Below are 24702 nucleotides of genomic sequence, written 5' to 3' on the forward strand. Positions count from 1 at the left end.
CCAGGTCACGCCGGGAGAGCGTCATGCAGCAGGCCAACACGAACCTCGTGATCCGCAATCCGTTCGGCGCCATGGACGTGCCGGAGCCCGGCAATTCCGAAGTCATGGACTATGCTGCAACCGCCCGGCTTGCCGGCGATGCCGCCGACGGCAATGCGGCGCATTGGGCGTCCATTCCCCCATCATCCGATCCGCTCGACGGCATCTGGGCGAACCGCTGGAACGGCGGCGCCGATCCGACCATCGCCGGCGATACGCCGGAGACATGGAAGCAGGGCCGCGCGGAGGTCCGCGTCATGGGCGAGCGGATCTATCTGCGGTTCGATTGGGATGACGGCCGACGGCACGGATTGATCGATGCGCGCCGCGAGGGCGGTAATCGCCTGGTCGGGAAGTACATCAACCTGACCAATCATGCGGCCATGGGTCGGGCTCGTGGTCGATGCCACGCGCATCGACGGATGCTTTCCGAACGGGCGGCTCGATTTCAGGCGGTGAACGACGCGAAGCGAGAGCGCCTAGAACCAGCGCTCGCCGACGAACACGGTGTCGCCGGGGCTGACGGGCGTGCCGAGCGGCACCACTGCGCGCATGGCGCCGCCGCCTTCCGTGTGCGTGACAGTCACCACGTCGCGCTTGGCGCGCGGCGAGAAACCACCGGCGATCGCGACAGCGCTCTCGACCGTCATGTTGGGCACGTAGGGGTATTGGCCGGGCGCTGCGACTTCGCCGAGGATGAAGAACGGGCGGTAGGACTCGATCTCCACGGCGACCGACGGCTCGCGGATGTAGCCGTTGCGCAGGCGCGCGGCGATTTCACCGGCTAGCCCTGCGGTGGTGCGGCCACGCGCCGGCACCGCGCCGATCAGCGGCATGGTGATGGAGCCGCCGGCATCGATGGCGTAACTGTTGGTGAGACCTTCCTGGCCATAGACCACGACGCGCAGCTTGTCGCCGGCATCGAGGTGATAGGAGGCGTCGTAGCGCACGGGTGCTGCCATCATCGGCGCGGCATAGGCGACCGGCACCGGACCCGACGCAAAGGAATTGCTGAGCGCGGCAATGGCGCCGCCGCTGTTGGCAACGACGACCGGCTGCGGTGCGCTATAGGGCTGGCCATAGGCCATGGTGTCGAGATCGGGATGGGGCTGCAAATATGCGACGGGGCCGGCGGTCTGCATGCAGCCGCCCAGGGCCAGCGCGGCGGACGCTGCCAGGATCGACCATCGAAACGCGCGTGCAACCGGCACCGGAGCCATCCCTCGGAACGAGACAGCTCAAGTGATGCACCTGTTATGGTTAACAAAGGGTTGAGGGGGGGCCTTTTGCGACGGTCGCACCCTCCCCTGGAGGGCAGGGCAATCGCATATGGAGTGCACGAGGCAGCGGCGTCGGCACTGGTGCTCCCTCTCCCGCTTGCGGGGGAGGGCTGGGGTGGGGGTTGTCTCCGCGTCGGGATTGTCGCGGATTGCGGAGAATGTCCCTGCGTTGCGAGAGCCCTCACCCGCCGCGCTCTGCGAGCGCGTCGGCCTCTCCCGCAAGCGGGAGAGGCGGAGCAAGCCCGCACAATCTTCGTAAAACCCACATGCGATTCCCCTGCCCTCCAGGGGAGGGTAAAAAAGAGTCGTACTTACGCGCTCACACCAACACCGATCGGGCACGACACGCCGGTGCCACCGAGGCCGCAATAGCCGGCGGGGTTCTTCGCCAGATATTGCTGATGATAGTCCTCGGCGAAATAGAATGGGCCGGCCGGCGCGATCTCTGTGGTGATGGCACCGAGACCCTTCGCGCTGAGCGCCTTCTGATAGAGCGCCTTCGACGCGTCGGCCGCTTTCTTCTGCGCGTCGGAGGTCGTGTAGATCGCGCTTCGGTACTGCGTGCCGACGTCGTTGCCCTGGCGCATGCCCTGCGTCGGATTGTGGCTCTCCCAGAACGTCTTCAGGAGCTTCTCGAAAGGGATCTTCTTCGGATCGAACACGACCAGCACCACTTCGGTGTGGCCGGTGCGTCCCGAACAGGTCTCTTCATAGGTCGGGTTCGGCGTGTGACCGCCGGCATAGCCGACCGCGGTGGTGTAAATGCCGTCGCCGAGCTCCCAGAATTTGCGCTCGGCGCCCCAGAAGCAGCCGAGCCCGAACACGGCCTGCTCGAGGCCTGCGGGATAAGGCGGCGCCAGCTTCGCGCCGTTGACGAAATGGATGCTCGCGGTCGGAATCGGTTGCGCGCGGCCGGGCAGCGCGTCAGCTGTGCTCGGCAGTGCGGTGGTCTTGCGCATGAACAGCATGATCGGATCTCCGAAAAAACGAGCTGTCGCGCGCCTGAGCCAGGTGCTCGGGCGGCGTGCTCGCGATCGAGTGGGAATATAGGTCTTTACGCAGCAAGCGGCAGTGTTGTTACGCCGCGCCTCGTTTGCAGATCAATCCCGGCGGGAATTGAAAGATCAATCCCGGGAATAGCCGATCAGCGGCTTGCGCGGGCGGAACAGGATCATCAGCAAAATGCCGAGAAGGCCAAGGACGGCGAACACCGGCTGGTCCAGCACCAGGCGGATCACCGAGGTCCAGAGCCAGGGCGCCTTGGCCTCGACCCAGGTCCGGAAGGCCGACTGGCTGGCCTGGTTGATATCGTTCCAGAACTGGCCGAACCGGGTGAAGCGCAGGGTCTGGTCGGCCACCCAGCGGGCGCCGTCATAGACCATGAAGAAGAACCCGCCGGCCAGCAGCAACAGCCCAATCAGTCGGAAAAAGCCGCGGATCATACCCCACCCTCTCAGGCCATCCGATCGGACGACCCCAATAAACGCCGTCAGCCAATAGCCGGGAGACGGCAGAAATTCAACCTCATCAGGGCGTTACGGCCCCCTTTGGCACGCTTCCAGGCCTGCTTTTCCAGCCCCTAAAGCGTTGACGGTGCCAAAGACCCCCTCTATAAGGGCGCCAACTGGCGGTGGGCGCAATCCTGCCGCCGCTGTTCTTTGAGCAGTTGCAGGCTCTTTTGAGCCTCAGAGATGGCCGCAAGGCTTATCGCTCATGTTCCGGGAACGGCCCAGCAACCGAACACCCTAAATCCGAGCGTCGATTCCGCGGTCAAGCTGCCGGCGCTACCCGACCAAGACGCGACCGGTACCCGCAAAGGACATTGAGACCATGGCCAACACCACCTCCGCCAAGAAAGCGACGCGCAAGATCGCCCGCCGCACCGCCGTCAACAAGTCGCGCCGCACCCAGATGCGCGGCAGCGTCCGCACCGTCGAGGAAGCCATCGCGACCGGCGACCGAGCCGCTGCCGTGAAGGCGCTGGCGGATGCCGAGCCCGCTCTGATGCGCGCCGCGCAGCGCAACATCATTCACAAGAACAACGCCAGCCGCAAAGTCTCGCGCCTCACCGCGCAGATCGCCAAGCTTGCCAAGTAAGTTTGCGACTTAAGTCTGTCGATCGTCTCATCCGATCGGCTGAAGCGAACATCGCGTTCGTCAATCAGCCCGGCTTCGCGCCGGGCTTTTTGTTGTCTGTCACAATTCCCGCTTGCGGTCTTTGGGCGACCAATCATCCGTTGGAAGACTTTTATCGTGTGCGCCATGCTGCGCGCTCCGTAATTTTACCTGCGTGTTTTTGCAACAGTGGAAACTTTCACTGCGGTGCGAAAAACCCCTGCGGGGCGGGGCTAAGTCGCATTGTCTCGCGCGAGAGTTCTGCACACCGTAGTTTCACCGGAACAGGTTTCGCTCTGGGGTTACCCTGTGAAACGAGACTCAAAAAGCGATGTCTCGCTAATCACTTATCGACATAGCGGCGCCAAGCATTTGGAAAATTCGTGCGCGCGGTGCGTGCGTGACGCTTTTGTAAAAATTTTTTGGCGGTAGGGGAGTTGTTGTCACATGACGCGCCGCATTTTCGAATCTGTGCACGAATCCAGAAACTTGGTCTCAAGCCTGTGAACAACTCCTGCGCGGCGTTAACGCTGGTCAAGATTTTAAACGCCTCAAGTGTGAATCAATTTCGTTGCGAGTCTTTCCGCTTGGTGTATTCCTTAAGTCGTTCGCGGCGCCCACGATCTTGAGACCAGCGCGGTTTTGGAAACGGGGCGAGCGTGCAAATCGGCGGCGGTGTGCACGTAGGCGACGCTTCAACAAGCGATTGTCGGATCAAAACCTATAGCAATGTGGGAACGGTAGTTCTTTGTCTGAATGTCTCCAAGCGGGATTTTTCTCAATCCCGCTCGCGCCAGGCGCAAATGAGGGACGTCATGAAGCTACCCCGACACGCATGATGGCGAAGCCGAGCGGACGAACAGTGCAGACGGGCAGGGCATCGGCGACTTCAGTCGCAGTTGTCTTCTAGGACACGCAGGACCTTGCCGTGAGCAATCACGGCAGGACGGGGAGGTATCATGTCTTACGGACTCAACGCGGTATTGAAACCATTTTCCATTTCCAACGATGCCGTTCTGGATCCCACGGACCTCCAGCCTCCCGCGTGTGACGAGGCGCCGAGTACGCGCTGACCTCGCGAACACTCCCTCTCTGACATCGCTGATCTGACCGCGGCGTTCGCGCCGAACGGCCAAGCTATGTCCGCGGATGGAATCGCTCGAGGTCGCGCCATTGCAGCACCCCTGCTGGCAGGAACTCTGCATGGCGCTCACAACGCAACCATATCTCTCAAGAAAAGTTCTCAAATGATGACGACATCGGAACAGGATCGCTGGTCACGCGTGAAGAGCCGGCTGCGCTCGAACGTTGGTGAAGACGTCTATACGAGCTGGTTCGCGCGCATGGATCTCGAAGGCGTGCAGGAGGAGAGTGTGCGGCTCTCGGTTCCGACCCGCTTCCTGAAGAGCTGGATCCAGGCCCATTATGCCGAGCGCGTGCTGTCGTGCTGGCAGGCCGAGGCGCCGGAGGTGCATCGCATCGACCTCACCGTTCGCTCCGCAGTGCGCCCCGTGGTGCAGTCGAAGGAAGCGCCCGCACTGGTCGAGACGCGTCGTGCGCCGGCGGCCGAGCTGCGTTCGACTGCGACCGTGCCGGTCTCGGCCAATCATGATGCGCTCGGCGGCTCGCCGCTCGATCCGCGTCTGACCTTTGCAAGCTTCGTCGTCGGCCGCTCCAACACGCTGGCGCATGCCGCCGCGCGTCAAGTCGCCGAGGGACGTCGCGGCGACCCCGTGATGTTCAACCCGCTCTACATCCATGCCGGCGTCGGGCTGGGCAAGACGCATCTGCTGCAGGCGGTGACCTGGGCCGGCAATTCCGGCAACGAGCACAAGGTGCTCTATCTCACCGCGGAAAAATTCATGTACGGCTTCGTCGCCGCGCTGAAGACGCAGACGGCGCTCGCCTTCAAGGAAGCACTGCGCGGCATCGACGTTCTCGTCATCGACGATCTCCAGTTCCTGCAGGGCAAGTCGACGCAGGCCGAGTTCTGTCACACGCTGAACGCGCTGATCGACGCCGGTCGTCAGGTCGTGATCGCGGCCGACCGTCCGCCGTCCGATCTCGAAAGCCTGGATGACCGCGTCCGCTCGCGTCTGGCCGGCGGTCTCGTGGTCGAGATGGCCTCGCTCGGCGAGGAGTTGCGCCACGGCATTCTCAAGTCGCGCGTCGCAGCCGCCCGCGCCCATCATGCAACGTTCGAGGTGCCTGAGGAGGTGCTGACCTATCTGGCCCGGGCGATCACTCATAACGGCCGCGACCTCGAAGGCGCGATCAACCGCCTGCTGGCGCACTCGAAGCTCAACAACCGTCCGGTAACGCTGGAGATGGCCGAGCACGAGGTGCGCGACCTGATCCGGCCGCAGGAGCCGAAGCGGATCAAGATCGAGGACATCCAGCGCGTGGTGGCACGGCAGTATAATGTCAGCCGCTCCGACCTCTTGTCCTCGCGCCGGACCGCCAATGTGGTGCGGCCGCGCCAGGTGGCGATGTACCTCGCCAAGACGCTGACCCTGCGCTCGCTCCCCGAGATCGGCCGTCGCTTCGGTGGCCGCGACCACACCACGGTGCTGCACGCCGTGCGCAAGATCGAGGCCCTGGTGTCCAAGGACAATGCGCTGTCCGAGGAGGTCGAGTCGCTCAAGCGCCAGCTTCAGGAATAAACGCCTAGGGCGCTCCTGCCATTCTCCCGCCGCCCGGCCACGCCTGGGCGGCGGTCGCGTTTCTACGGGTAAATCGTGGGGAACTGCCCCCGATCCCTTGAATCCGGGGGCCATCCGAGCCACCTTGCGCGACCCTGACGGCTTTGGTCATATCGGCTGGATGATCCGGCTTTCCGGGGTCTTCGGTGCCGCGGCGCGCTTTCCTCCGCCCGGCTTTTTCCATCTTTGGGGATCGGGCGAGTAGTGCAATGAAGGTTACGGTCGAACGCGCGCAACTCCTGAAGTCGCTGGGCCATGTCCATCGCGTGGTCGAGCGCCGCAACACAATTCCGATCCTGGGCAACGTGCTGGTCCGCGCCGAGAACGCGAAATTGTCGCTGAAGGCGACCGACCTCGACCTCGAGGTGACCGAGACGCTGCCGGCGGAAACCGCGACCGCCGGCTCCACCACCGTCCCGGCGCACATGTTCTACGACATCGTGCGCAAGCTGCCGGACGGTTCGCAGATCGTGCTGGAGGCCGACGGCGACCGCGCGGTGCTGGCGATCCGCGCCGGCCGCTCGCGCTTCACGCTGCAGACCCTGCCGGAGAACGATTTCCCGGATCTCGCCACCGGCGACCTGTCGCACTCGTTCAATCTCGCCGCCAAGGACGTCAAGCGGCTGATCGACCGCACCCAGTTCGCGATCTCGACCGAAGAGACGCGCTATTATCTCAACGGCATCTATCTGCATGCCGCCGGCACCGCGAAAGCCGCGACCCTGCGCGGCGTCGCCACCGACGGCCACCGCCTCGCCCAGCTCGACCTGGTCCAGCCCAAGGGCGCCGAGGGCATGCCGGGCGTGATCGTGCCGCGGAAAACCGTCGGCGAGGTGCAGCGCCTGATCGAGGACAACGAGGCCGAGGTCACGATCGAGCTGTCGCAGGCGAAAATCCGCTTCACCATCGGCAATGTGGTGCTGACCTCGAAGCTGATCGACGGCACCTTCCCCGATTACGGCCGCGTCATTCCGCAAGGCAATGACAAGGAGCTCGTGGTCGACAAGAAGGATTTTGAGAACGCGGTCGACCGCGTCTCGACCATCTCGAGCGAGCGCGGCCGCGCGGTCAAGTTGTCGCTGTCGCCGGGCAAGCTGGTGCTGTCGGTCACCAATCCGGATTCCGGCAGCGCGACCGAGGAGCTCGAGGTCGAGTACGCCTCCGACGCGCTCGATATCGGCTTCAACTCCCGCTATCTGCTCGACATCGCCGCCCAGATCGAAGGCGACGTCGCGACGCTCAAGCTCGCCGATCCGGGCTCGCCGACCCTGGTACAGGACAAGGACGACAAGAGCGCGCTGTACGTGCTGATGCCGATGCGGGTGTGAGACCTTCCAGCCTCGCCACATACTAACTACATCCGTCATGGCCGGGCTCGTCCCGGCCATCCACGTCTTGAGAGCCCAAGAACGTGGGTACTGGCACTGACGAGCTAAAATGACCCCCTCCCGCATTCATCGCCTGACGCTGACGCATTTTCGCAATTATCGGGCGGCGGGGCTCGAGACGGCGGCTGACATGGTGGCGCTGGTCGGGCCGAACGGGGCGGGCAAGACCAATTGCATCGAGGCGATCTCGTTCCTGTCGCCGGGTCGGGGCTTGAGGCGCGCCACGCTGGAGGACGTCGCCGACAACCAGGGCGACGGCTCCTGGGCCGTCTCCGCGCAGGTCGAGGGCGCGTTGGGGCTTGCCACGCTCGGCACCGGCCTCGAGCCGCCGCGCGCAGATACCGCGGTCAGCCGGCGCTGCCGCATCGACCGCGAGCCGGTGAATTCGGCGGCCGCCTTCGGCGACCATATCCGGATGGTGTGGCTGACGCCGGCGATGGACGGGCTGTTCATGGGCGCGGGCTCCGAGCGGCGGCGTTTTTTCGACCGCCTGGTGCTGGCGATCGACAGCGAGCATTCCAGCCGCATCAACGCGCTCGAACGTTCGCTGCGATCGCGCAACCGCCTGCTCGAGACGCGCAATTACGACGACCATTGGTGTGACGCGATCGAGCGCGAGACCGCCGAGCTCGCGGTCGCGGTCGCCGCCACGCGCGGCCAGACCGCGGCGCGGCTCACCGGCATGCTGAACGCGCGTGCGCTGGCATCCGCGTTTCCGTCGGCACAGATCGCGCTCGACGGCTGGATGGAGAACGCGCTGCTGACCGAGACCGCGACCTCGGTCGAGGACCGCTACCGCCAGATCCTGCGCGACAACCGCCCGCGCGATGCGATTGCCGGCCGCACCACCGACGGCCCGCATCTGACCGATCTTCAGGTGATCTATGCGCCGAAAACCATGCCGGCGCGCGACGCCTCGACCGGCGAGCAGAAGGCGCTTTTGATCGGCCTCGTGCTGGCGCATGCGACGCTGGTCGCCGAGATGACCGGCATCGTGCCGCTGCTCTTGCTCGACGAGGTCGTCGCCCATCTCGATCCGAACCGCCGCGCCGCGCTTTTCGACGAGCTGCGCAAGCTTGGCGCGCAGGTGTGGCTGACCGGCGCGGACCCGGCCGCGTTTGCCGAGATCGGCGCCGGCGGCGAAGTCTTTGACGTCGAGAGCGGACGCGTTTCCGCCCGGCGATAGACGCCGTCGTTGAACCCGACCATTTCCCGTCGCGACTAGCTCCCTGAGGCCGCACCGACGGTGTCGCAGCCGTTGCAATCGCGGCGATCTCACAGCGCGCGATGTCCTTGAGGAGTGACCATGCGGACGGTAAGGCTCGGAGCGAAAGCTCCGGCACGATGGCGAGCGTTTGTGTGCGGCCTCGCCTTCCTCGCAAGCTGCATGCTCGCGGCCACCGCCAGCGCCTGGATGCCGCATCTCGCGACGCTGTTCGCAGGTGAGCTGACGCCGGATCCCGAGGCCAAGCTGCCCGCGCCGACCCGTTACAGCTACCGGGGAATCCACACCACCGTCGTGCAGGGCGTTGAAACGCCGCTCCGCACCACGTTAGAGGCGACCGTGCCCGCTGAGCTCGGCAACGTGCTCGCCTTCTACCGCACCGAGCTCGGAAAGCTCGGCTGGCAGGAACTGCGCGACGGCGCGGTGGTCTCCGCCGATCACGTCCAGCTTGCCTTCGTCTCCCCGGTTGGACCCGGCATGCTGGCGCTCGACCGCAGGGATAGCAGCACCACTGTCAACCTCGTGCAGAAGAACGCATCTGTCGCGACCAACGCGAACGTCATGCCCGAACCCGGCCAGGCCAAGCTGGTGTTCTCCAATATCAGCGAGACGGACGCCACGCTCACCATCAACGACCGGACCCTCAAGCGCGCCGCCGGCACCCGCGCGGTGTCGCTGGATCTGTCACCCGGCAAATATTCCTACGAGGTGAGCGTGCCGGGCCACCCGGCCACCACGCACGTCCTTAACCTTGCCGCCGGCGATACCTGGGAGCTCACGGTCGGGCGCGACGGCGAGGAATGGTCGCCGCTGCTGCTGTATTGAGCCCTGCATCATCCTGATCGGGAGCGCCTCGGAACCACCCTCTCGTCCCCGCAAAATCCACGCCTTTCGGAAGCCAAAAACGACCCCTCGAATCGGGCTTTTCGCGAGCCTCCAAATCGGCCCTCAGACGCCTTGAAAACCGGCCCAAAAATCCTATCTGATCAAAGGGTTGCCGGAGGATACTTTGCGCTAGGCGCAATCTCTCTTTCATGGCACAAATAGCCTGCAAATCAGCGCCTTTTGCGCGGCTGATTCGGGCGACATCTCGAAGGCCTCTCATGACAGAACCTGCTCGGCAGACGCCTGCCGAAAACGAGCCCTCAAATCCAAGCGATTACGGGGCGGAATCGATCCGCGTGCTCAAGGGTCTCGATGCCGTCCGCAAGCGTCCGGGCATGTATATCGGTGACACCGATGACGGCTCGGGCCTGCACCACATGGTCTACGAGGTTGTCGACAACGCCATCGACGAAGCGCTGGCGGGCCACGCCTCGCGCGTCGACGTCGTGCTCAACGCCGACAATTCCGTCACCGTGCGCGACGACGGCCGCGGCATTCCCGTCGACATCCACAAGGGCGAAGGCATTTCCGCGGCCGAGGTCATCATGACCCAGCTGCACGCCGGCGGAAAGTTCGACCAGAATTCCTACAAGGTTTCGGGCGGCCTGCACGGCGTCGGCGTCTCCGTCGTCAACGCGCTGTCGAGCAAGCTCGGCTTGCGCATCTGGCGCGACAACAAGGAGCACTACATCGAATTCGCCCATGGCGATGCGGTGGCACCGCTCGTGGTCGTCGGCGACGCGCCGGGCAAGCGCGGCACCGAGGTGACGTTCCAGGCCTCGACCGAGACCTTCAAGAACATCGAATATGATTTCGCCACGCTGGAGCACCGGCTGCGCGAGCTCGCCTTCCTCAATTCCGGCGTCAACATCGCTCTCTCCGACATGCGTCACGCAGTCGAGAAGCGCGAGGAGATGCACTATTCCGGCGGCGTCGAGGAGTTCGTCAAATATCTCGACCGCAACAAGAAGGCGATCGTGCCGGCACCGATCATGGTGCGCGCGGAGCTGAACGGCATCGGTGTCGAGGCCGCATTGTGGTGGAACGACAGCTACCATGAGAACGTGCTGTGCTTCACCAACAACATCCCGCAGCGTGACGGCGGCACCCATCTCGCCGGCTTCCGCGGCGCGCTGACGCGTCAGGTCAACGGCTATGCCGAGGCCAATGCGAAGAAGGAAAAGATTGCGCTGACCGGCGACGATTGCCGCGAAGGCCTCACCGCCGTGCTGTCGGTCAAGGTGCCCGATCCGAAATTCTCGTCGCAGACCAAGGACAAGCTGGTGTCCTCGGAAGTGCGCCCCGTGGTCGAGAACGTGCTCAACGAGGCGCTCCAGGCCTGGTTCGAGGAGCACCCCGGCGAAGCCAAGATGATCGTCGGCAAGGTGATTCAGGCCGCCGCTGCCCGCGAAGCTGCGCGAAAAGCGCGCGAGCTGACCCGCAAGAGCCCGCTCTCGGTCTCCTCGCTGCCCGGCAAGCTCGCCGACTGCCAGGAAAAGGATCCGGCGAAATCAGAACTCTTCATCGTCGAGGGCGACTCGGCAGGCGGCAGCGCCAAGCAGGGCCGCAACCGTGAATTCCAGGCGGTGCTGCCGCTGCGCGGCAAGATCCTCAACGTGGAGCGCGTGCGCCCCGACAAGATGCTGGGGAGCGAGCAGATCGGCACGCTGATCACCGCGCTCGGCACCGGCATCAGCGACGAGTTCTCGATCGAGAAGCTGCGCTATCACAAGATCATCGTGATGACGGACGCCGACGTCGACGGCGCCCACATCCGCACCCTGCTGCTGACCTTCTTCTACCGGCAGATGCGCGACATCATCGACGGCGGCTATCTCTATATCGCCCAGCCGCCGCTCTATAAGGTCAGCCGCGGCAAGTCCGAGCAGTACCTGAAGGACGAGCGGGCACTGGAAGACTATCTGATCGACACCGGGCTCGACGACTGCGTCTACATCCCCGGCAACGGCGGCGATCGCACCGGCCGCGATCTGCGCTCGCTGGTCGACGATGCCCGAATTGTCCGCGGCGTCCTGCGCAATTTGCACAGCCGCTACAATCGCAAGGTGATCGAGCAGGCGGCGATCACCGGCGTGCTCAACAAGACGATCTACGGCGATCCGGAAAAAGCTGCTGCCGCTGCGCAGTACATCGCAGGCCGGCTGGACAGCCAGGCCGAGGAAGTCGAGCGCGGCTGGGTCGGCCAATACGTCGAGGGACAGGGTTTCCAGTTTGAGCGCACGGTGCGCGGCGTCAAGGAAGCCGCCCTCATCGACGATGCCTTCTTGGGATCCGTCGAGGCGCGCAAGCTCGACGAGTACACGACCAAGCTGCAGGACGTTTATGCCCGCCCCGGCAAGCTGCGCCGCAAGGACACCGAGCACATGGTCTACGGACCGGTGGATTTGTTCGAGGCGGTCACCGACGCCGGCCGCAAGGGCGTCACGCTGCAGCGCTACAAAGGTCTGGGCGAGATGAACCCGGAGCAGCTCTGGGAAACGACGCTGGACATCAATGCGCGATCGCTGTTGCAGGTGAAGGTCAAGGAGGTCGACGAGGCCGACGACATCTTCACCAAGCTGATGGGCGACGTGGTCGAGCCGCGCCGCGACTTCATCCAGGAACATTCACTCAGCGCGACGATCGATATCTAGCCCGACCTCGCTGCACCTCTCCCGCTTGCGGGAGAGGTCGACGCGCCCCGGGCGATGCGAAGCATCGTCCCGCGCGGCGGGTGAGGGCTTTCTCCTCGCGGGGATATTCTCTGTAAACTTCGACAACCCCACCGCGGAGACACCCCCACCCCGCCCTCCCCCGCAAGCGGGAGAGGGAGCGCACCACCTTCGTGGCGCCCATCAAGCCCGAATTGCTACCGTGCCCAAATCTCGGTAGTTTCCGCCTCCAAAGCAGCCCGCCCCACCGCAACAGGACGGAGAGAACCCGTGGCGCCCATTCAATATATCGTCGAGGGCGGTCACCGGCTCTCGGGCTCGATCGAGCCGGCCGGCAACAAGAATTCGGCGCTGCCGATCATCGCGGCCGCCCTGCTCACCGAGCATCCGGTGACGCTAGAGAACGTGCCGCGGATCCGCGACACCGAGACGCTGGTCGAGCTGGTCCGCTCGGTCGGCGCGGCGGCGGAATGGACCGCCCGCAACACGCTTCACATCCACGCCAAGAGCATTCGCGCCGCCGATCTCGATCCGGAGCTCTGCGTCCGCATCCGCGCCTCGATCCTGCTCGCAGGCCCGCTGCTCGCGCGCTGCGGCGAGGTGATGCTGCCGCCGCCCGGCGGCGACGTCATCGGCCGGCGCCGGCTCGACACCCATGTGCTCGCGCTGGAACAGCTTGGCGCCAAGGTCACCGCAACCGACCGGCTGGAATTCCGCTGCCCCAAGCTCACCGGCGCCGACGTGTTCCTGGACGAGCCGAGCGTCACCGCGACCGAGAACGCGCTGGTTGCCGCCGTCGCGGCTGACGGCGTCACCCATTTGCGCAACGCGGCCTCCGAGCCGCATGTGCAGGACCTCGCCAATTTCCTCGTCGCGCTCGGTGCCAAGATCGAGGGCATCGGCACCAACACCATGATCGTGCATGGACCGGCGACGCTGGGCGAAACGACCTACCGGATTCAGCCCGACCATATCGAGGTCGGCTCGCTGATCGGTCTCGCCGCCGTGACGCGCTCGCCGCTGCGTATCGTGCGCGCCGGCGTCGAGCATCTGCGCTCGATCCGCATGGGTTTCGAGCGGCTCGGCATCGTCTGCCGCGTCGAGGGCGACGACCTCATCGTGCCGTCGAACCAGACGCTGAAGATCCAGGACGACTTTGGCGGCCACGTCCCGAAGCTGGAGGACCAGCCCTGGCCGGCCTTCCCGGCCGATCTGATGTCGATCGCGATCGTCACCGCCACGCAGTGCGAAGGCGTGATCCTGATGTTCGAGAAGATGTTCGAGTCGCGGATGTTCTTCGTCGACAAGCTGATCGGGATGGGCGCGCGTATCGTGCTGTGCGATCCGCATCGCGCCATCATCGCAGGCCCCAGCCGGCTGCATGGCGCGACGCTGAGCTCGCCCGACATCCGCGCCGGCATGGCGATGCTGCTCGCCGCCGTCTGCGCTGAAGGCACCTCCACCATCAACAACGCCGACCAGATCGAGCGCGGTTATGAGCGCATCGACGAACGGCTGAACGCGCTGGGTGCTAAGATCCGGCGCGTGCCCGAGCGGAAGGGCTGAGGGTCTTTCCCCTTGTAGGAGATCTCTCCGCGACGACAGTATCGTAGGGTGGGCAAAGCGTAGCGTGCCCACCATTTCTCTCGAAGCCTTGATAGATGGTGGGCACGGCGCAAGTGCGCCTTTGCCCACCCTACGAAACCGAGCTCGCGGGTAGAGTCCCTCACCCGTCTCGCTCTCGGGCCATGTTTTCGACGCCTGCCCGTGCTATTGAGCGGCCATGCTCGACACCGTCGAACCTCATCCGCAGCCGCAGGCCGGCGTGCAAAGCCATCTCGCGCAGGAGTTCGTCGAGACGCTGCGGCTGGCCGTGCCGATGATGCTGACGCAGCTCGGACAGATCGCGATGATCACGAGCGATCTCGCGCTGATCGGGAGGCTCGGCGAGGATTCGGTTGCCGCTGCGGCACTTGCGCACACCGTCTATTTCGTCAGCTTCACCTTCGGACTTGGATTGGTGGCGGCGGTCTCGCCGCTGGCCGCGCAGGCGTTCGGCGCCGGCGATGTCAGACGCATCCGCCTCTCCTTGCGCGTCGGCCTCTGGGTCGCGCTGTTGATCTCGCTGCCGATGATGGCTTCGCCGCTCTATGGCCAGCACATCCTGATTGCGCTCGGACAGGCGCCGCATTCGGCCGCGCTCGCGCAGCGCTATCTGAATGGCCTCGCCTGGGGCATCGCGCCGGCACTCGGCTTCATCGCGCTGCGCAGCATGATGAGCGCGGTGAACCGGCCGCAGGCGCCGCTGTGGATCACGCTCGCGGCGATCCCCGCGAATTTCGTGCTGGTCTACTGCCTGATCCATGGCCTGTTCGGCCTGCCGGAGCTCGGCCTGTTCGGCGCCGGACTGGCGACGACGCTGGTCAATCTCGGCACCTTCATCGCCGCGCTCGCCATCGCGGCGTGGCGCAAGCCGTTCGCCGACTATCATCCGCTGGCCCAGCCGTGGCGGATCGACTGGCCCTTGATGCGTCAGCTCATCGCGATCGGCGCGCCGATCTCATTCTCCCTGTTGCTGGAATACGGCCTGTTCTCTTCGGCAGCGCTCTTGATGGGACTGATCTCGACCAGCGCGCTGGCCGCGCACCAGATCGCGCTCCAGGTCACGGCCGTGCTGTTCATGGTCCCGCTTGGCATCGGCATGGCTGCGACCGTGCGGGTCGGCCACGCCTTTGGCCGTAACGAGCCCGCCGGCGTCCGCCGCGCGGGCCTCGTCGCGGCGGTGCTCGGGATTACGTTCGTCGCGGCCCTGACTGTCGGCATCATCCTCGGCCGCTATGAACTGGGGCGGCTGTTCCTCGGCAGCAGCGAGGCCAGCGCGCCAACCGTTGAGCTGACCGCAACACTTTTGCTGGTCGGCGCGACCTTCTTCATTGCGGACGCACTGCAGACCATCATGGGCGGCGCGCTGCGCGGCATCAATGACACAAGGATGACACTGGTGTTCGCGGCGATCGGCTATTGGTGCGTCGGCTTCCCGATCGCCTGGGCGCTGGCCTTCCACGCCCATCACGGTGCGGTCGGCGTCTGGATCGGGCTGTCGATCGGATCGTTCGTCTATGCCGGCCTGTTGATCTTGCGCTTTGCGATGCTGACGCGCAAACTGGCGGGATGACCGGACAAGTTCACGAAGTCACCCCCAATGTCGACGCCGGCACGGTGCTATCAGGCGCGCAATTCATTGACGCCTTTCGTGCGGAGGTCGGCGCGACGCAATTGAGCGCCCGCGAGGCCTGCACAAGAATGGTGCTGCACGGGCCGCGCTGGATCGATGCGCTGACGCGCTTGCGCAACATTCTGGTGACACCCTTCGGCTTGAAAAAATCGGGCGAAGGCGCCTACGCGCCCGGCGGCCTGATTGGCCTGTTTCCGGTGGTGAGCGAGACGCCGGAGCGGCTGGTCGCCGGCTTCGACGACTATCATCTCGATTTCCGTATCGTGGTCGATGTCGCCGGCGAAGCGACGCTTCGCCACGTCACCGTGACCACTCTGGTGAAAACGAACAATTTCCTCGGACGGACTTACCTCGCGCTCATCACGCCGTTCCACAAGCTCGTAGCCCGCAGCATGATGGGGAGCATCGTGGAGCCGGCGCGATGACGCTGTCCGTCGACCTGTTCTTTTCCTTCCGCAGCCCCTTCAGCTATCTGGCGCTGCCGAAGACGCTGAAGCTGGTCGCGGAGTATGATCTCGCGGTCAACCTGCGGCCGGTCTATCCGCTCGCGGTGCGCGTGCCGGGCTTCTTCAAGAAGGCCAGTCCAAATTTCATTCGCTATGTCGTGCTCGACAGCACGCGCGTGGCGCAGCATGAGGGCATTCCGTTCCGCTTTCCGCGACCGGATCCGATCGTGCAGGACAAGGTGACGTTCGATGTCGCGGCCGAGCAGCCTTACATCCACCGGCTCACCCGGCTGGGAGCGATGGCGCAGCTCGAAGGCCGCGCGCTCGCATTCACCGATGCGATCGCGCGCGTGCTCTGGGACGGCTCGGTCGCCGGCTGGAACGAGGGCGATCATCTCGCGCGCGCCGCCGGGAAGGCCGGCTTCGATCTCACCGCAATGGATGCCGCCATCAGCGCCGATCCGGATCGCTACGAGCAGGTGATTGCCGAGAACGAAAAGGACCACGCGGTGTCGGGCCATTGGGGCGTGCCGACCTTCGCGTTCGAGAACGAGCCGTTCTTCGGCCAGGACCGGATCGATCTCCTGGTCTGGCGCCTGCAAAGCAAGGGCCTGACGAAACGATAGCTCACTCCGCGACCTTCACCGGCCCATCGGCCGCAACCTCCGACCATTCGCCGACGACGCGGTCGAGATCGCAGAGATTCTGGTGCATCTGCTCCAGCGAGAAGCCGAGCGCGAAGAAGCGCTCCGCGGTGTCGCCGGGATGGCCGCGGATCACGCCGTCCTGACGCACCGCTGCAACCGCTTCGGCGTAATGCTGAAGCGCGACGTGCACCGGATGGATCGGCGGCGCGCCGGCGCCCGCGCGGATGGCTTCGGCCGCCGACTTCAGGAAGCGCACGATTGCCGCGCTGACCTCCGCCAGCGGGCCGGCGAGCCTGACCTGCACCTCGACCGGCAGCGGCACCACGGTGGCGCGGCCGATCATCACGACGTCGTGGCGCAGCCGCAGGATCGTGCGCAGCAGCGGGCCGGTGTCGGGACCGCCGGACAGCCGCGCCGAACGCTCGCGCTCAGCCTCGGCACCGATTGCATTCATGCCCACCATGGCGGTGCCGATGCCGTCCTGGATCCGGTGCAGCGCATCGTTGTCGCGGCCGCGGGTGAGGCCGGCGAGCAGTTCCGTAAAAGCCTCCGCGATCAGCTCGAGCAGTTTTGCCGCGCTGGCGCGGATCTGCCGCACCGCGCGCGACGGCAGCACCAGGAAGGAGACCAAGAGCCCGGTGATGGCGCCGACCGAGACCTCGCTGACGCGGTCGATCGCCGAGGCCATGGGATCGGCATGATGCATGCTCGGAAGCACGAGCACGATCACGGCCGTCACCGTTGCAGAGCTCAGGTTCGGATAGATCGCTGCGACAAAGGCAAGCGGCGCGACGGCCAGCACCAGCAAACCCAGAAGACCCAATTCGCCGGAATAGGGGATCAGGATTGCGATAGCGCCACCATAGATCGCGCCGCCGATCGTGCCGAGCATGTAGTCGCGCGTCGCCTTCAGCGAGCGCCCGACGCTCATCTGGGTCACGATGATGGAGGTGAGGACGGCCCAGAGCGGCAACAGCAGATGCAGAGCGGTGGCAAGTGCATAGGCCCCGGTGGCCGCGACCGTGACCCGGACCGCCAGCCCCAATTGCGTCTTTCGCGACCCGACCCAGTCGAACAGCTGTCCTGCGAGTGTCATCGTCAAACGTCCCGATCCTCGTAACCAGCCAAAAGCATAGCTGCTGCCCGCGGCCCCAAGCCCGCTTGAAAGGCAAAATCACCCCGCCTAACTTGCCGGCCAAAACGAGGAAACACGATGGCTCACGAAACCGCAACGCTTGCCGCCTATGTCGCCAACCTGAAATATCAGGATATTCCGGCGGAGGTGCTGGATCGCGCCAAGGTGCTGACGCTGGATTTCCTCGGCAGCGCCATCCGGGCACGGAGCGAGGCGGAATCGACCCCGTCGATCCTGAAGATGCTGGAAGCGCTCGCGCTCGACACCAAGGGCGACTCCACCGTGTTCGGCGATGCCAAGACCTGGACACCGGCGGTGGCGGCCCTGCTCAACGGGGCGCTCGGCCATTCCCTCGATTTCGACGACACGCATGCGGATTCCTCGCTGCATCCGAGCGCGCCGGTGGTTCCGGCCGCCTTTGCCGTCGGCGAAATGGTCGGGGCATCGGGCCGCGACGTGCTGACGGCGATCGTCGCGGGCTATGAGGTGTGCTGCCGGCTCGGCAACGCGCTCGACCCGACGTCGCATTATGCGCGCGGCTTTCATCCGACCGCGACCGCCGGCACCTATGGCGCGGCGGCGGCCGCTGGAAAACTCTACGGCCTCTCCGAGACGCAGATCATCGCCGCCTTCGGCGTTGCCGGCAGCCAGGCCGCTGGTTCGCTGCAATTTCTGATGAACGGCGCCTGGAACAAGCGCTACCAGGTCGGGGCTGCCGCAATGAACGGCGTGATCGCCGCGACGCTGGCGCGCAATGATTTCGTCGGCGCAACGGAATCGGTCGAAGGCAAGCACGGCCTGCTCGCCGGCTACACCGACGACGCGCATCCCGACAAGGCGGTCGCCGGGCTCGGCAGGAGCTATGAGACCATGAAGATCGGCGTCAAACCGTATCCGAGCTGCCGCTACACCCATGCCGCGATCGACGCGCTGATCGCGATGCGGCGCGAGCACAATCTGACGCCCGACCAGGTCAAGCGCGTCGAGATCGGCCTGCACCGCAACGGCATCACCCTGACCGGCGATGCCGCCACCAAGCGGCATCCGACCTCGATCGTCGGCGGCCAGTTCTCGATGTTCTTCACCGGCGCGCTCGCGCTCGACCAGGGCTCGTTCGGCTGGGACGATTACAACCGCCTCGGCGACGCCGCGATCGACGCGCTCGCCGACAAGTTCGACGTGGTGCAGGACGACCGGCTCGAGGTCGGCCGCACCCATCCCTTTGGCGCACGCGTCAGCATCACCACCGACGACGGCGTGCACGAGCGCCTCTATGCTGATCCCTCGGGCGAGCCGACATCATTCCCGGATGCGCAGGCGATGCAGCAGAAGTTTCTGACCTTGGCGCGGCCCGTGCTGAATGCACGGGCTGACAAATTCGCCGATGCCATCATGACGCTGGAGCGGTTCGATCGCGTGGCGAAGGCGACAGAGCTCGGGCGGCAGTAGGTCGCCTAGTTCGCTCCCGCCAGCTTCCCCTTCTCGCGCGTTGTCGCCACGATATCGCGCACCAGATCGAACACGCCGTCCGCTTCCGGCGGCGCGTTCGGCGAGCGGCCGAGGCGTACGATCACGAGGCGTTCCGAGGGGATGATGATCGTATACTGCCCGATGGTGCCCTTGGCGAAGAAGGCATCGCGCGGCCAGCCGTGCTCCACGCGAAAGTTCGCGCCAAAGCTGTCGCCTTGGTTGGTCCAGAAGCCGGCACCGATCCCGACCCAGGCATTTGGCGTGGCCGTCGCGGAATAGTTCACCCAGCCCTCGGGGAGAATGCGCTTGCCGCCAGCGATGCCGTCGTTGAGATAGAGCTGGCCGAAGCGCGCCCAGTCGCGCGCGGATGCGAGCATTTCGCTGGAGCCCTCGATCGTGCCGGCACCGTCGAGCTGGAGCGTGACGTGATTCATGCCGAGCGGCGCGAACAGCTCGCGGCGCGCAAAGCGCAGCGCATCTGCAGGTTTGCCGCCGGCAGCGTTGCGGATCAGATGCGCGAGAATGAGGAAATTGCCGTCGTGATAATTCCAGGCTGTGCCCGGCGCCGTTGCGAACGGCGCGCGCTCGGCAAACGTGGCCATATCGTCCTCCGCGAATTTCATGGTGTTGACCGGCTCGAGCGCGGAGCCGAGCGAGGCCTGCAGCGAGCTTCCGAGCGCAATGCCTGCGGTGTGACGCAGCAACTGATCGACGGTGATGGCATGACGCGGATCATCCGGATTTTGCCAGGCGGCAATTGGCGCGGGCCCGTCGAGCTTGAGCTTGCCCTGGCGCACAAGAATGCCCGTCAACGCTGACATCACCGACTTCGTCATGGAGAAGCCGAGCAGCGGCGTCTCCGGTCCGACACCATCCGCGTAGCGCTCGGCGATGATGCGGCCGGCCTTCATGACGACGATCGCGCGGGTGCGGCGATAGGGCGGCTGTGCGGGCTCGGCGAAGGCGCGGTCGAGCGCGGCTGACAGGTCCTCGCTTTGCGGCGGCACGAGTCCCGGACCGGCGATCTCAGGGAGCAACGCCGGCTGCTTGTCGTCCGGCGGCGGCGCGACGTCGGCGATCCCCTGGCCGTGCTCGAGCGTGCAGCCGAGCCCCTCGCGATAGACGGCATGGCTGCGGCCGATGCCGAACAGCGTCACCGTGACATCCTTGCGCGTGCGATCGACCTGAACATCCATCGCCCAGGTCAACAGTCCCGCGCCCGGCATCGCATCGGTGGTCTCGGTGAGGTTGCGCTGGGGATCGAGCCCGGAGACGAACGTCTCCGAGCAGAGCGTGTCGGCGATGAAGCCGGTCGCAACCTTCGGCACATCGCGCGCCCGCGCCGCGCCGAGCGCGAGGCCGGCACAGGCGATCGTGGTGGTGAGGAGGATGATCTTGCGGCGGCGAGTCACGGGCTTTCTCCGGCTGGGGCGTGTGCCGGAGAGGAAAGCCGGATGCGGCCGATGCGCGCTCGCCGGATTTGAAAAACGGCCTCGTCGAAACTGATCGGAGCTAGCCGATTTTGGAATTGTCTCGTGATTTCAAAGGCCTAACAATCTAGGCCGCATCGACCTTGAGCCGCCGATATTCCGTCGGCGTCACGCCTGTGACCGCCTTGAAGGCGCGGTTGAACGGGCCGAGCGACTGGAAGCCGGCGTCCATGGCGATGGTGATGACGGGAACCTCGGCCTGGGTGGGGTCCGCGAGCGCGGCCTTGGCTTCCTCGATCCGGTGGTTGTTCAGGAACACATTGAAGTTGCGATAGCCGAGCCGCTGGTTGATCAGCCGGCGCAGCCGATATTCCGGAATCTTCAGCCGGCCCGCCAGCACGCCGATGGTGATGTTCTCCTGGCGGTAGATCCGCTCATCCGCCATCAGCCGCATCAGGGCATCGATGAGTCTTTGGTCCGCGGCGTCATCGGCCGCAGGCTGAATGAAGACGACCGCCGGTGCCGCCTCCGATGCAATAGGAAACAGGTCGGCGCCATCGACGCGCATCATGGCGTAAGCGATCGCCGCAACAATGCAGGCGAGCACGCCGGCATTGATCGTATCCGCGAGGTCGCCGACGTGATGGCCGGCGACGGCGATCTGAAGCACCGCATTCAGCCCGCCATAGAGCGCGGCGGCACAGACGATGAAGACGCGGACGCGGCGGCGGCGCTCGACCAGGTCGACCGGCCACGAGGCAATCGTCTGCCCGATTGCGAGCGCAATGAAGCCGAGCACGATCAGATTGACCATTGTGATCGAGAACCGCACGTTCCCACCCGGCGCGATCCAGACGCAACCTGCGAAGCTGAAGGCCGTCACCAGCGCCCAGACCAATCCGTGCCACCAGCGCAAGTGAAACGCGTCATCGAACAGCGCGCGCGTGAACAGCCAGAACACCACGATGTTCCCGGTCGACAACGCGATCAGCGGCGCATGCCATGCCGGGATCAACGACGTGACGCCGACCGAATAGCTCACCGCATGCGCGGCCGAACCCAGCGCGAAGGCCGCGCCGAGCCGGGCAGCCAGCACATTGCGAAAGTCAGACAGCAACGACGCCGCCAGCACCAGCAGCAGCGCGACGCTGGCGGCGCGAAAGGCGAGCTCGACATTGGTCAGAAGCATCATTGGTCCGCTTCGTTCGTGCCGCGAACTTAAGTCAGATCGGACGACGATTCAATTTCGCCGCCACGTGGTGCGCGACGTGATCCAGGCGTCGGCGGGCTTGCCGAACAGCTCGATCTCGCGATCCTTCCGGGCGCCCAAGCTGCGAGCCACGGCTTGCGACGGCGCATTCGTACTTTCGATACAATGCAGGATGTCGTCGACCTCGAAACTGTCGAAGGCCCAGTCGATCGATGCGCGGGCCGCCTCGACTGCATAGCCCTTGCCGCGAAACTCCTTGGCGATGCCCCAGCCGACCTCGAAACCGGGCCAGCCTGGCGGACACCACGGCCCGACCCGCCCGACATAATGGCCGCTCGACTTTTCCTCGACCACGAACATGCCGAAGCCGTAGAGCGCCCAGTGTCCGGAGATCACAGCTGCGTTGCGCCAGCCGGCGATTTCGGTGGTGACCGGCTTGCCGTCGGCTGCGATGAAACGCGCCGTGCCGGGGTCGCTCAGCATCACGGAATTGGGCGCGATGTCGCTTGCACGCCATGGGCGCAGAATCAGGCGTTCCGTCTCGATTTGGGGGCCGGATACCTGCAACAGCCGGGCACCAGGCTTGAGCGGCGGAATCATCTGTCTTCTCCCGTTCCCAAATTTGTTCTGCTACGATCATACCAGCAAAAAACAGGAGTCCACCATGAGCTGGCAACCCTCCAACGATCCCGTGCTCGGCGATCCCATGTCCTGCGACGCGCTCGATCTCGTCATCGTGCCGCGCACCCGCGACCTCGGCGACGGATTCGTGGTGCGGCGTGCGTTGCCGCATGGCAAGCGGCAGATGGTCGGGCCGTTCATCTTCTTCGATCATTTCGGCCCGGTGCAGTTCGTCTCCGGCAAGGGGATGGATGTGCGGCCGCATCCGCATATCGGGCTTGCCACCGTCACCTACCTGTTCGACGGGTCCATCATGCATCGCGACAGCGAGGGCAATGTGCAGGAGATCGCGCCGGGCGCGATGAATCTGATGACGGCCGGGCGCGGCATCGCGCACTCCGAGCGCACGCCGGATACGCAGCGCGCCTCGGGCCAGCAGATGCTCGGCCTGCAAAGCTGGATCGCACTGCCGGCCGGATCAGAAGAGATCGACCCCTCGTTCCAGCATTATGCGGCGGGCGAGCTGCCGATGATCTCCGAACGCGATTTCACTGCGCGGGTGATTGCGGGATCCGCCTTCGGCATCACCTCGCCCGTAAAGATGGTCTCGCCCTGGTTCTACACCGAGGTTACGGCGGTCGCTGGCGCGAGCGTGCCGCTCGACCCTGACCATGAGGAGCGCGCGATCTACGTGGTCGACGGCGAGGTCGAGATCGCGAACGAGCGCTATGAAGGGCCGCGACTCCTGATCTTCCGCCCCGGCGACCGCATCACCGTGAAGGCGCTCAAGGCCACGCGGATGATGTTTCTCGGTGGCGATGCATTGGAAGGCCCGCGCCACATCTGGTGGAATTTCGTCTCCTCCAGCAAGGAGCGGATCGAGCAGGCCAAGCAAGACTGGAAAACCGGGCGCTTCGCCGCGGTTCCGCAGGAACATGAGTTCATTCCGCTGCCGGAATAGGCTAATCCGGTGTCCGGCCGTGCCATCAGGCGCGGCCGGATTTCTCGCCTGAAAGCCAGGTTTTCGAAAGCTTTGCGATGACCACCATGCTCTCCAGCGACCTGCCCCTGACCAAGATCGGGCGCGGCAAGGTGCGCGATATCTACGCCGTCGACGACGACCGCCTGCTGCTGCTGACCACCGACCGCATCAGCGCCTTCGACGTCGTGATGGGCGAGACCATCCCGATGAAGGGCGCGGTGCTGACGCAAGTGAGCGCGTTCTGGTTCAACAAGCTCGAAGGCGTGGTGCCGCATCACATGATCAGCGCCGATACCGACGAGATCATCGCAGCCGTGCCGGCGCTGAAACCGCATCGCGCCGAGATTCTCGGCCGCGCCATGCTGTCCCGCCGTACCACCGTGTTCCCGATCGAATGCGTGATCCGCGGCTATCTGTCAGGCTCGGCCTGGAAGGAATATGCCGGCTCCGGCACGCTGGCAGGCGAGAAGCTGAAGGCCGGCCTCGTCGAGAGCGAGAAGCTCGAGCCCTCGATCTTCAGCCCCGCGACCAAGGCCGAGACCGGCCATGACGAGAACATCACCATCGCCAGGATGCGCGAAGTCGTCGGCGATGATGTCGCCTACACGCTCGAAAGCATGACCCGCGCGATCTACACGCTCGGCGAGGAGCTGGCGCGCGAGCAGGGCATCATCATCGCCGACACCAAGTTCGAGTTCGGCCGCGACAAGGACGGCCGCATCATCCTGATCGACGAAGTCATGACGCCGGATTCGTCGCGGTTCTGGGCCGTCGATGCCTACAAGCCCGGCCAGCCGCAAGCGAGCTTCGACAAGCAACCCTTACGCGACTATCTCGACGTCGAGCGCCGCGCCGGCCGCTGGAACGGCGACGCCCCGCCGCCACCGCTGCCCGCGAGCGTCGTGGATGCGACCAGCAAACGGTATCTGGAGGCGTATCGGCGCGTGACGGGGGCAGAGTTGAAGATTTAGCCTCCGCTGTTTCGTCTCGCTCCGTCATTGCGAGCGAAGCGAAGCAATCCAGAGTCCCTCCGCAGAGACAGTCTGGATTGCTTCGCTGCGCTCGCAATGACGTGGAGAGCTGGTGCCACCAAGCACTCTGCCGTCGTCCCGGCGAACGCCGGGACCCATACCGCGGAATCTATCGATCGCGGATGGCCGGAGTACCGAACTCCAAGTCTTCGCCAAACCGCTCCCTGTGGTTATGGGTCCCGGCGAACG

Annotated in this window: 22 protein-coding genes; 13 read left to right on the forward strand and 9 right to left on the reverse strand. The window is 65.1% G+C overall.

What is annotated here, in order from left to right; genetic code table 11:
* Nucleotides 1-5 precede the first annotated feature (5 nt).
* The 5 genes from FXB40_RS48400 to FXB40_RS39070 all read right to left on the reverse strand — a co-directional run bounded on the left by FXB40_RS48400 (nt 6) and on the right by FXB40_RS39070 (nt 2761).
* Complete coding sequence (locus FXB40_RS48400) at nt 6-164, reverse strand: hypothetical protein (protein ID WP_187437454.1); 159 nt, start codon at nt 162-164, stop codon at nt 6-8.
* A gap of 18 nt (nt 165-182) precedes the next feature.
* Nucleotides 183-455, reverse strand: a complete 273-nt coding sequence (locus FXB40_RS48405; RefSeq protein ID WP_187437455.1) for a hypothetical protein — start codon at nt 453-455, stop codon at nt 183-185.
* Nucleotides 456-518: 63 nt separating this feature from the next.
* Nucleotides 519-1250, reverse strand: a complete 732-nt coding sequence (locus FXB40_RS39060; protein WP_148777581.1) for a polysaccharide biosynthesis/export family protein — start codon at nt 1248-1250, stop codon at nt 519-521.
* 380 nt (nt 1251-1630) lie between these two features.
* On the reverse strand, nt 1631-2287 hold the full coding sequence (gene msrA / locus FXB40_RS39065; protein WP_148777582.1) for a peptide-methionine (S)-S-oxide reductase MsrA: 657 nt from the start codon (nt 2285-2287) through the stop codon (nt 1631-1633).
* Between the two features lie 156 nt (nt 2288-2443).
* Nucleotides 2444-2761: a hypothetical protein gene (locus tag FXB40_RS39070; RefSeq protein WP_057754029.1), complete on the reverse strand. Its 318-nt coding sequence runs from the start codon at nt 2759-2761 to the stop codon at nt 2444-2446.
* 388 nt (nt 2762-3149) lie between these two features.
* On the opposite strand from FXB40_RS39070, the gene rpsT reads away from it, so the two are divergent.
* The 10 genes from rpsT to FXB40_RS39130 all read left to right on the forward strand — a co-directional run bounded on the left by rpsT (nt 3150) and on the right by FXB40_RS39130 (nt 16613).
* The gene (rpsT, locus tag FXB40_RS39075; RefSeq protein WP_148777583.1) at nt 3150-3416 is read left to right on the forward strand and encodes a 30S ribosomal protein S20; all 267 of its coding nucleotides are present in this window, start codon (nt 3150-3152) and stop codon (nt 3414-3416) included.
* A 1268-nt stretch (nt 3417-4684) separates the two neighbouring features.
* A complete protein-coding gene (gene dnaA / locus FXB40_RS39085) occupies nt 4685-6097 on the forward strand; it encodes a chromosomal replication initiator protein DnaA (RefSeq protein WP_246208242.1) in 1413 nt (470 codons plus the stop codon).
* Nucleotides 6098-6345: 248 nt separating this feature from the next.
* Nucleotides 6346-7464 carry a DNA polymerase III subunit beta gene (gene dnaN, locus FXB40_RS39090; RefSeq protein ID WP_148777584.1) on the forward strand — a complete coding sequence of 373 codons (1119 nt, stop codon included), beginning with the start codon at nt 6346-6348 and terminating at the stop codon, nt 7462-7464.
* Between the two features lie 109 nt (nt 7465-7573).
* Nucleotides 7574-8710, forward strand: coding sequence for a DNA replication/repair protein RecF (gene recF, locus FXB40_RS39095; RefSeq protein WP_148777585.1), 1137 nt, complete (start codon nt 7574-7576; stop codon nt 8708-8710).
* Between the two features lie 120 nt (nt 8711-8830).
* Entirely contained in the window at nt 8831-9574 is a 744-nt protein-coding gene (locus FXB40_RS39100) for a hypothetical protein (protein ID WP_148777586.1), read from the forward strand.
* 278 nt (nt 9575-9852) lie between these two features.
* Nucleotides 9853-12288: a DNA topoisomerase (ATP-hydrolyzing) subunit B gene (gyrB, locus tag FXB40_RS39105; RefSeq protein WP_148777587.1), complete on the forward strand. Its 2436-nt coding sequence runs from the start codon at nt 9853-9855 to the stop codon at nt 12286-12288.
* Nucleotides 12289-12576: 288 nt separating this feature from the next.
* Complete coding sequence (gene murA / locus FXB40_RS39110; protein ID WP_148777588.1) at nt 12577-13872, forward strand: UDP-N-acetylglucosamine 1-carboxyvinyltransferase; 1296 nt, start codon at nt 12577-12579, stop codon at nt 13870-13872.
* Between the two features lie 217 nt (nt 13873-14089).
* On the forward strand, nt 14090-15481 hold the full coding sequence (locus tag FXB40_RS39120; protein WP_148777589.1) for an MATE family efflux transporter: 1392 nt from the start codon (nt 14090-14092) through the stop codon (nt 15479-15481).
* Nucleotides 15478-15966 (forward strand): DUF2867 domain-containing protein, encoded by a 489-nt coding sequence (locus FXB40_RS39125; RefSeq protein WP_148777590.1) that lies wholly within the window; start codon nt 15478-15480, stop codon nt 15964-15966. Before FXB40_RS39120 ends, FXB40_RS39125 begins: the two co-directional genes overlap by 4 nt.
* Nucleotides 15963-16613, forward strand: a complete 651-nt coding sequence (locus FXB40_RS39130; protein ID WP_148777591.1) for a 2-hydroxychromene-2-carboxylate isomerase — start codon at nt 15963-15965, stop codon at nt 16611-16613. Before FXB40_RS39125 ends, FXB40_RS39130 begins: the two co-directional genes overlap by 4 nt.
* A 1-nt stretch (nt 16614) precedes the next feature.
* On the opposite strand, the gene FXB40_RS39135 is transcribed toward FXB40_RS39130, so the two are convergent.
* Nucleotides 16615-17730 carry an FUSC family protein gene (locus FXB40_RS39135; RefSeq protein ID WP_148777592.1) on the reverse strand — a complete coding sequence of 372 codons (1116 nt, stop codon included), beginning with the start codon at nt 17728-17730 and terminating at the stop codon, nt 16615-16617.
* Between the two features lie 117 nt (nt 17731-17847).
* Between FXB40_RS39135 and FXB40_RS39140 the strand changes: the two genes are divergently transcribed.
* A complete protein-coding gene (locus FXB40_RS39140; RefSeq protein ID WP_148777593.1) occupies nt 17848-19218 on the forward strand; it encodes an MmgE/PrpD family protein in 1371 nt (456 codons plus the stop codon).
* Between the two features lie 5 nt (nt 19219-19223).
* On the opposite strand, the gene FXB40_RS39145 is transcribed toward FXB40_RS39140, so the two are convergent.
* The 3 genes from FXB40_RS39145 to FXB40_RS39155 form a co-directional block, all read right to left on the reverse strand.
* Nucleotides 19224-20651 (reverse strand): serine hydrolase domain-containing protein, encoded by a 1428-nt coding sequence (locus FXB40_RS39145; RefSeq protein ID WP_148777594.1) that lies wholly within the window; start codon nt 20649-20651, stop codon nt 19224-19226.
* 145 nt (nt 20652-20796) lie between these two features.
* Nucleotides 20797-21858, reverse strand: coding sequence for an AraC family transcriptional regulator (locus FXB40_RS39150; protein WP_148777614.1), 1062 nt, complete (start codon nt 21856-21858; stop codon nt 20797-20799).
* Nucleotides 21859-21909: 51 nt separating this feature from the next.
* On the reverse strand, nt 21910-22479 hold the full coding sequence (locus tag FXB40_RS39155) for a GNAT family N-acetyltransferase (protein ID WP_148777595.1): 570 nt from the start codon (nt 22477-22479) through the stop codon (nt 21910-21912).
* A 64-nt stretch (nt 22480-22543) separates the two neighbouring features.
* Here FXB40_RS39155 and FXB40_RS39160 point away from each other — a divergent pair, with 64 nt between their 5' ends.
* Nucleotides 22544-23461 carry a pirin family protein gene (locus tag FXB40_RS39160; RefSeq protein WP_148777596.1) on the forward strand — a complete coding sequence of 306 codons (918 nt, stop codon included), beginning with the start codon at nt 22544-22546 and terminating at the stop codon, nt 23459-23461.
* 77 nt (nt 23462-23538) lie between these two features.
* Nucleotides 23539-24453 carry a phosphoribosylaminoimidazolesuccinocarboxamide synthase gene (locus tag FXB40_RS39165; RefSeq protein ID WP_148777597.1) on the forward strand — a complete coding sequence of 305 codons (915 nt, stop codon included), beginning with the start codon at nt 23539-23541 and terminating at the stop codon, nt 24451-24453.
* Nucleotides 24454-24702 lie beyond the last annotated feature (249 nt).

The sequence above is a fragment of the Bradyrhizobium rifense genome, assembly GCF_008123425.1.
GTDB lineage: Bacteria > Pseudomonadota > Alphaproteobacteria > Rhizobiales > Xanthobacteraceae > Bradyrhizobium > Bradyrhizobium rifense.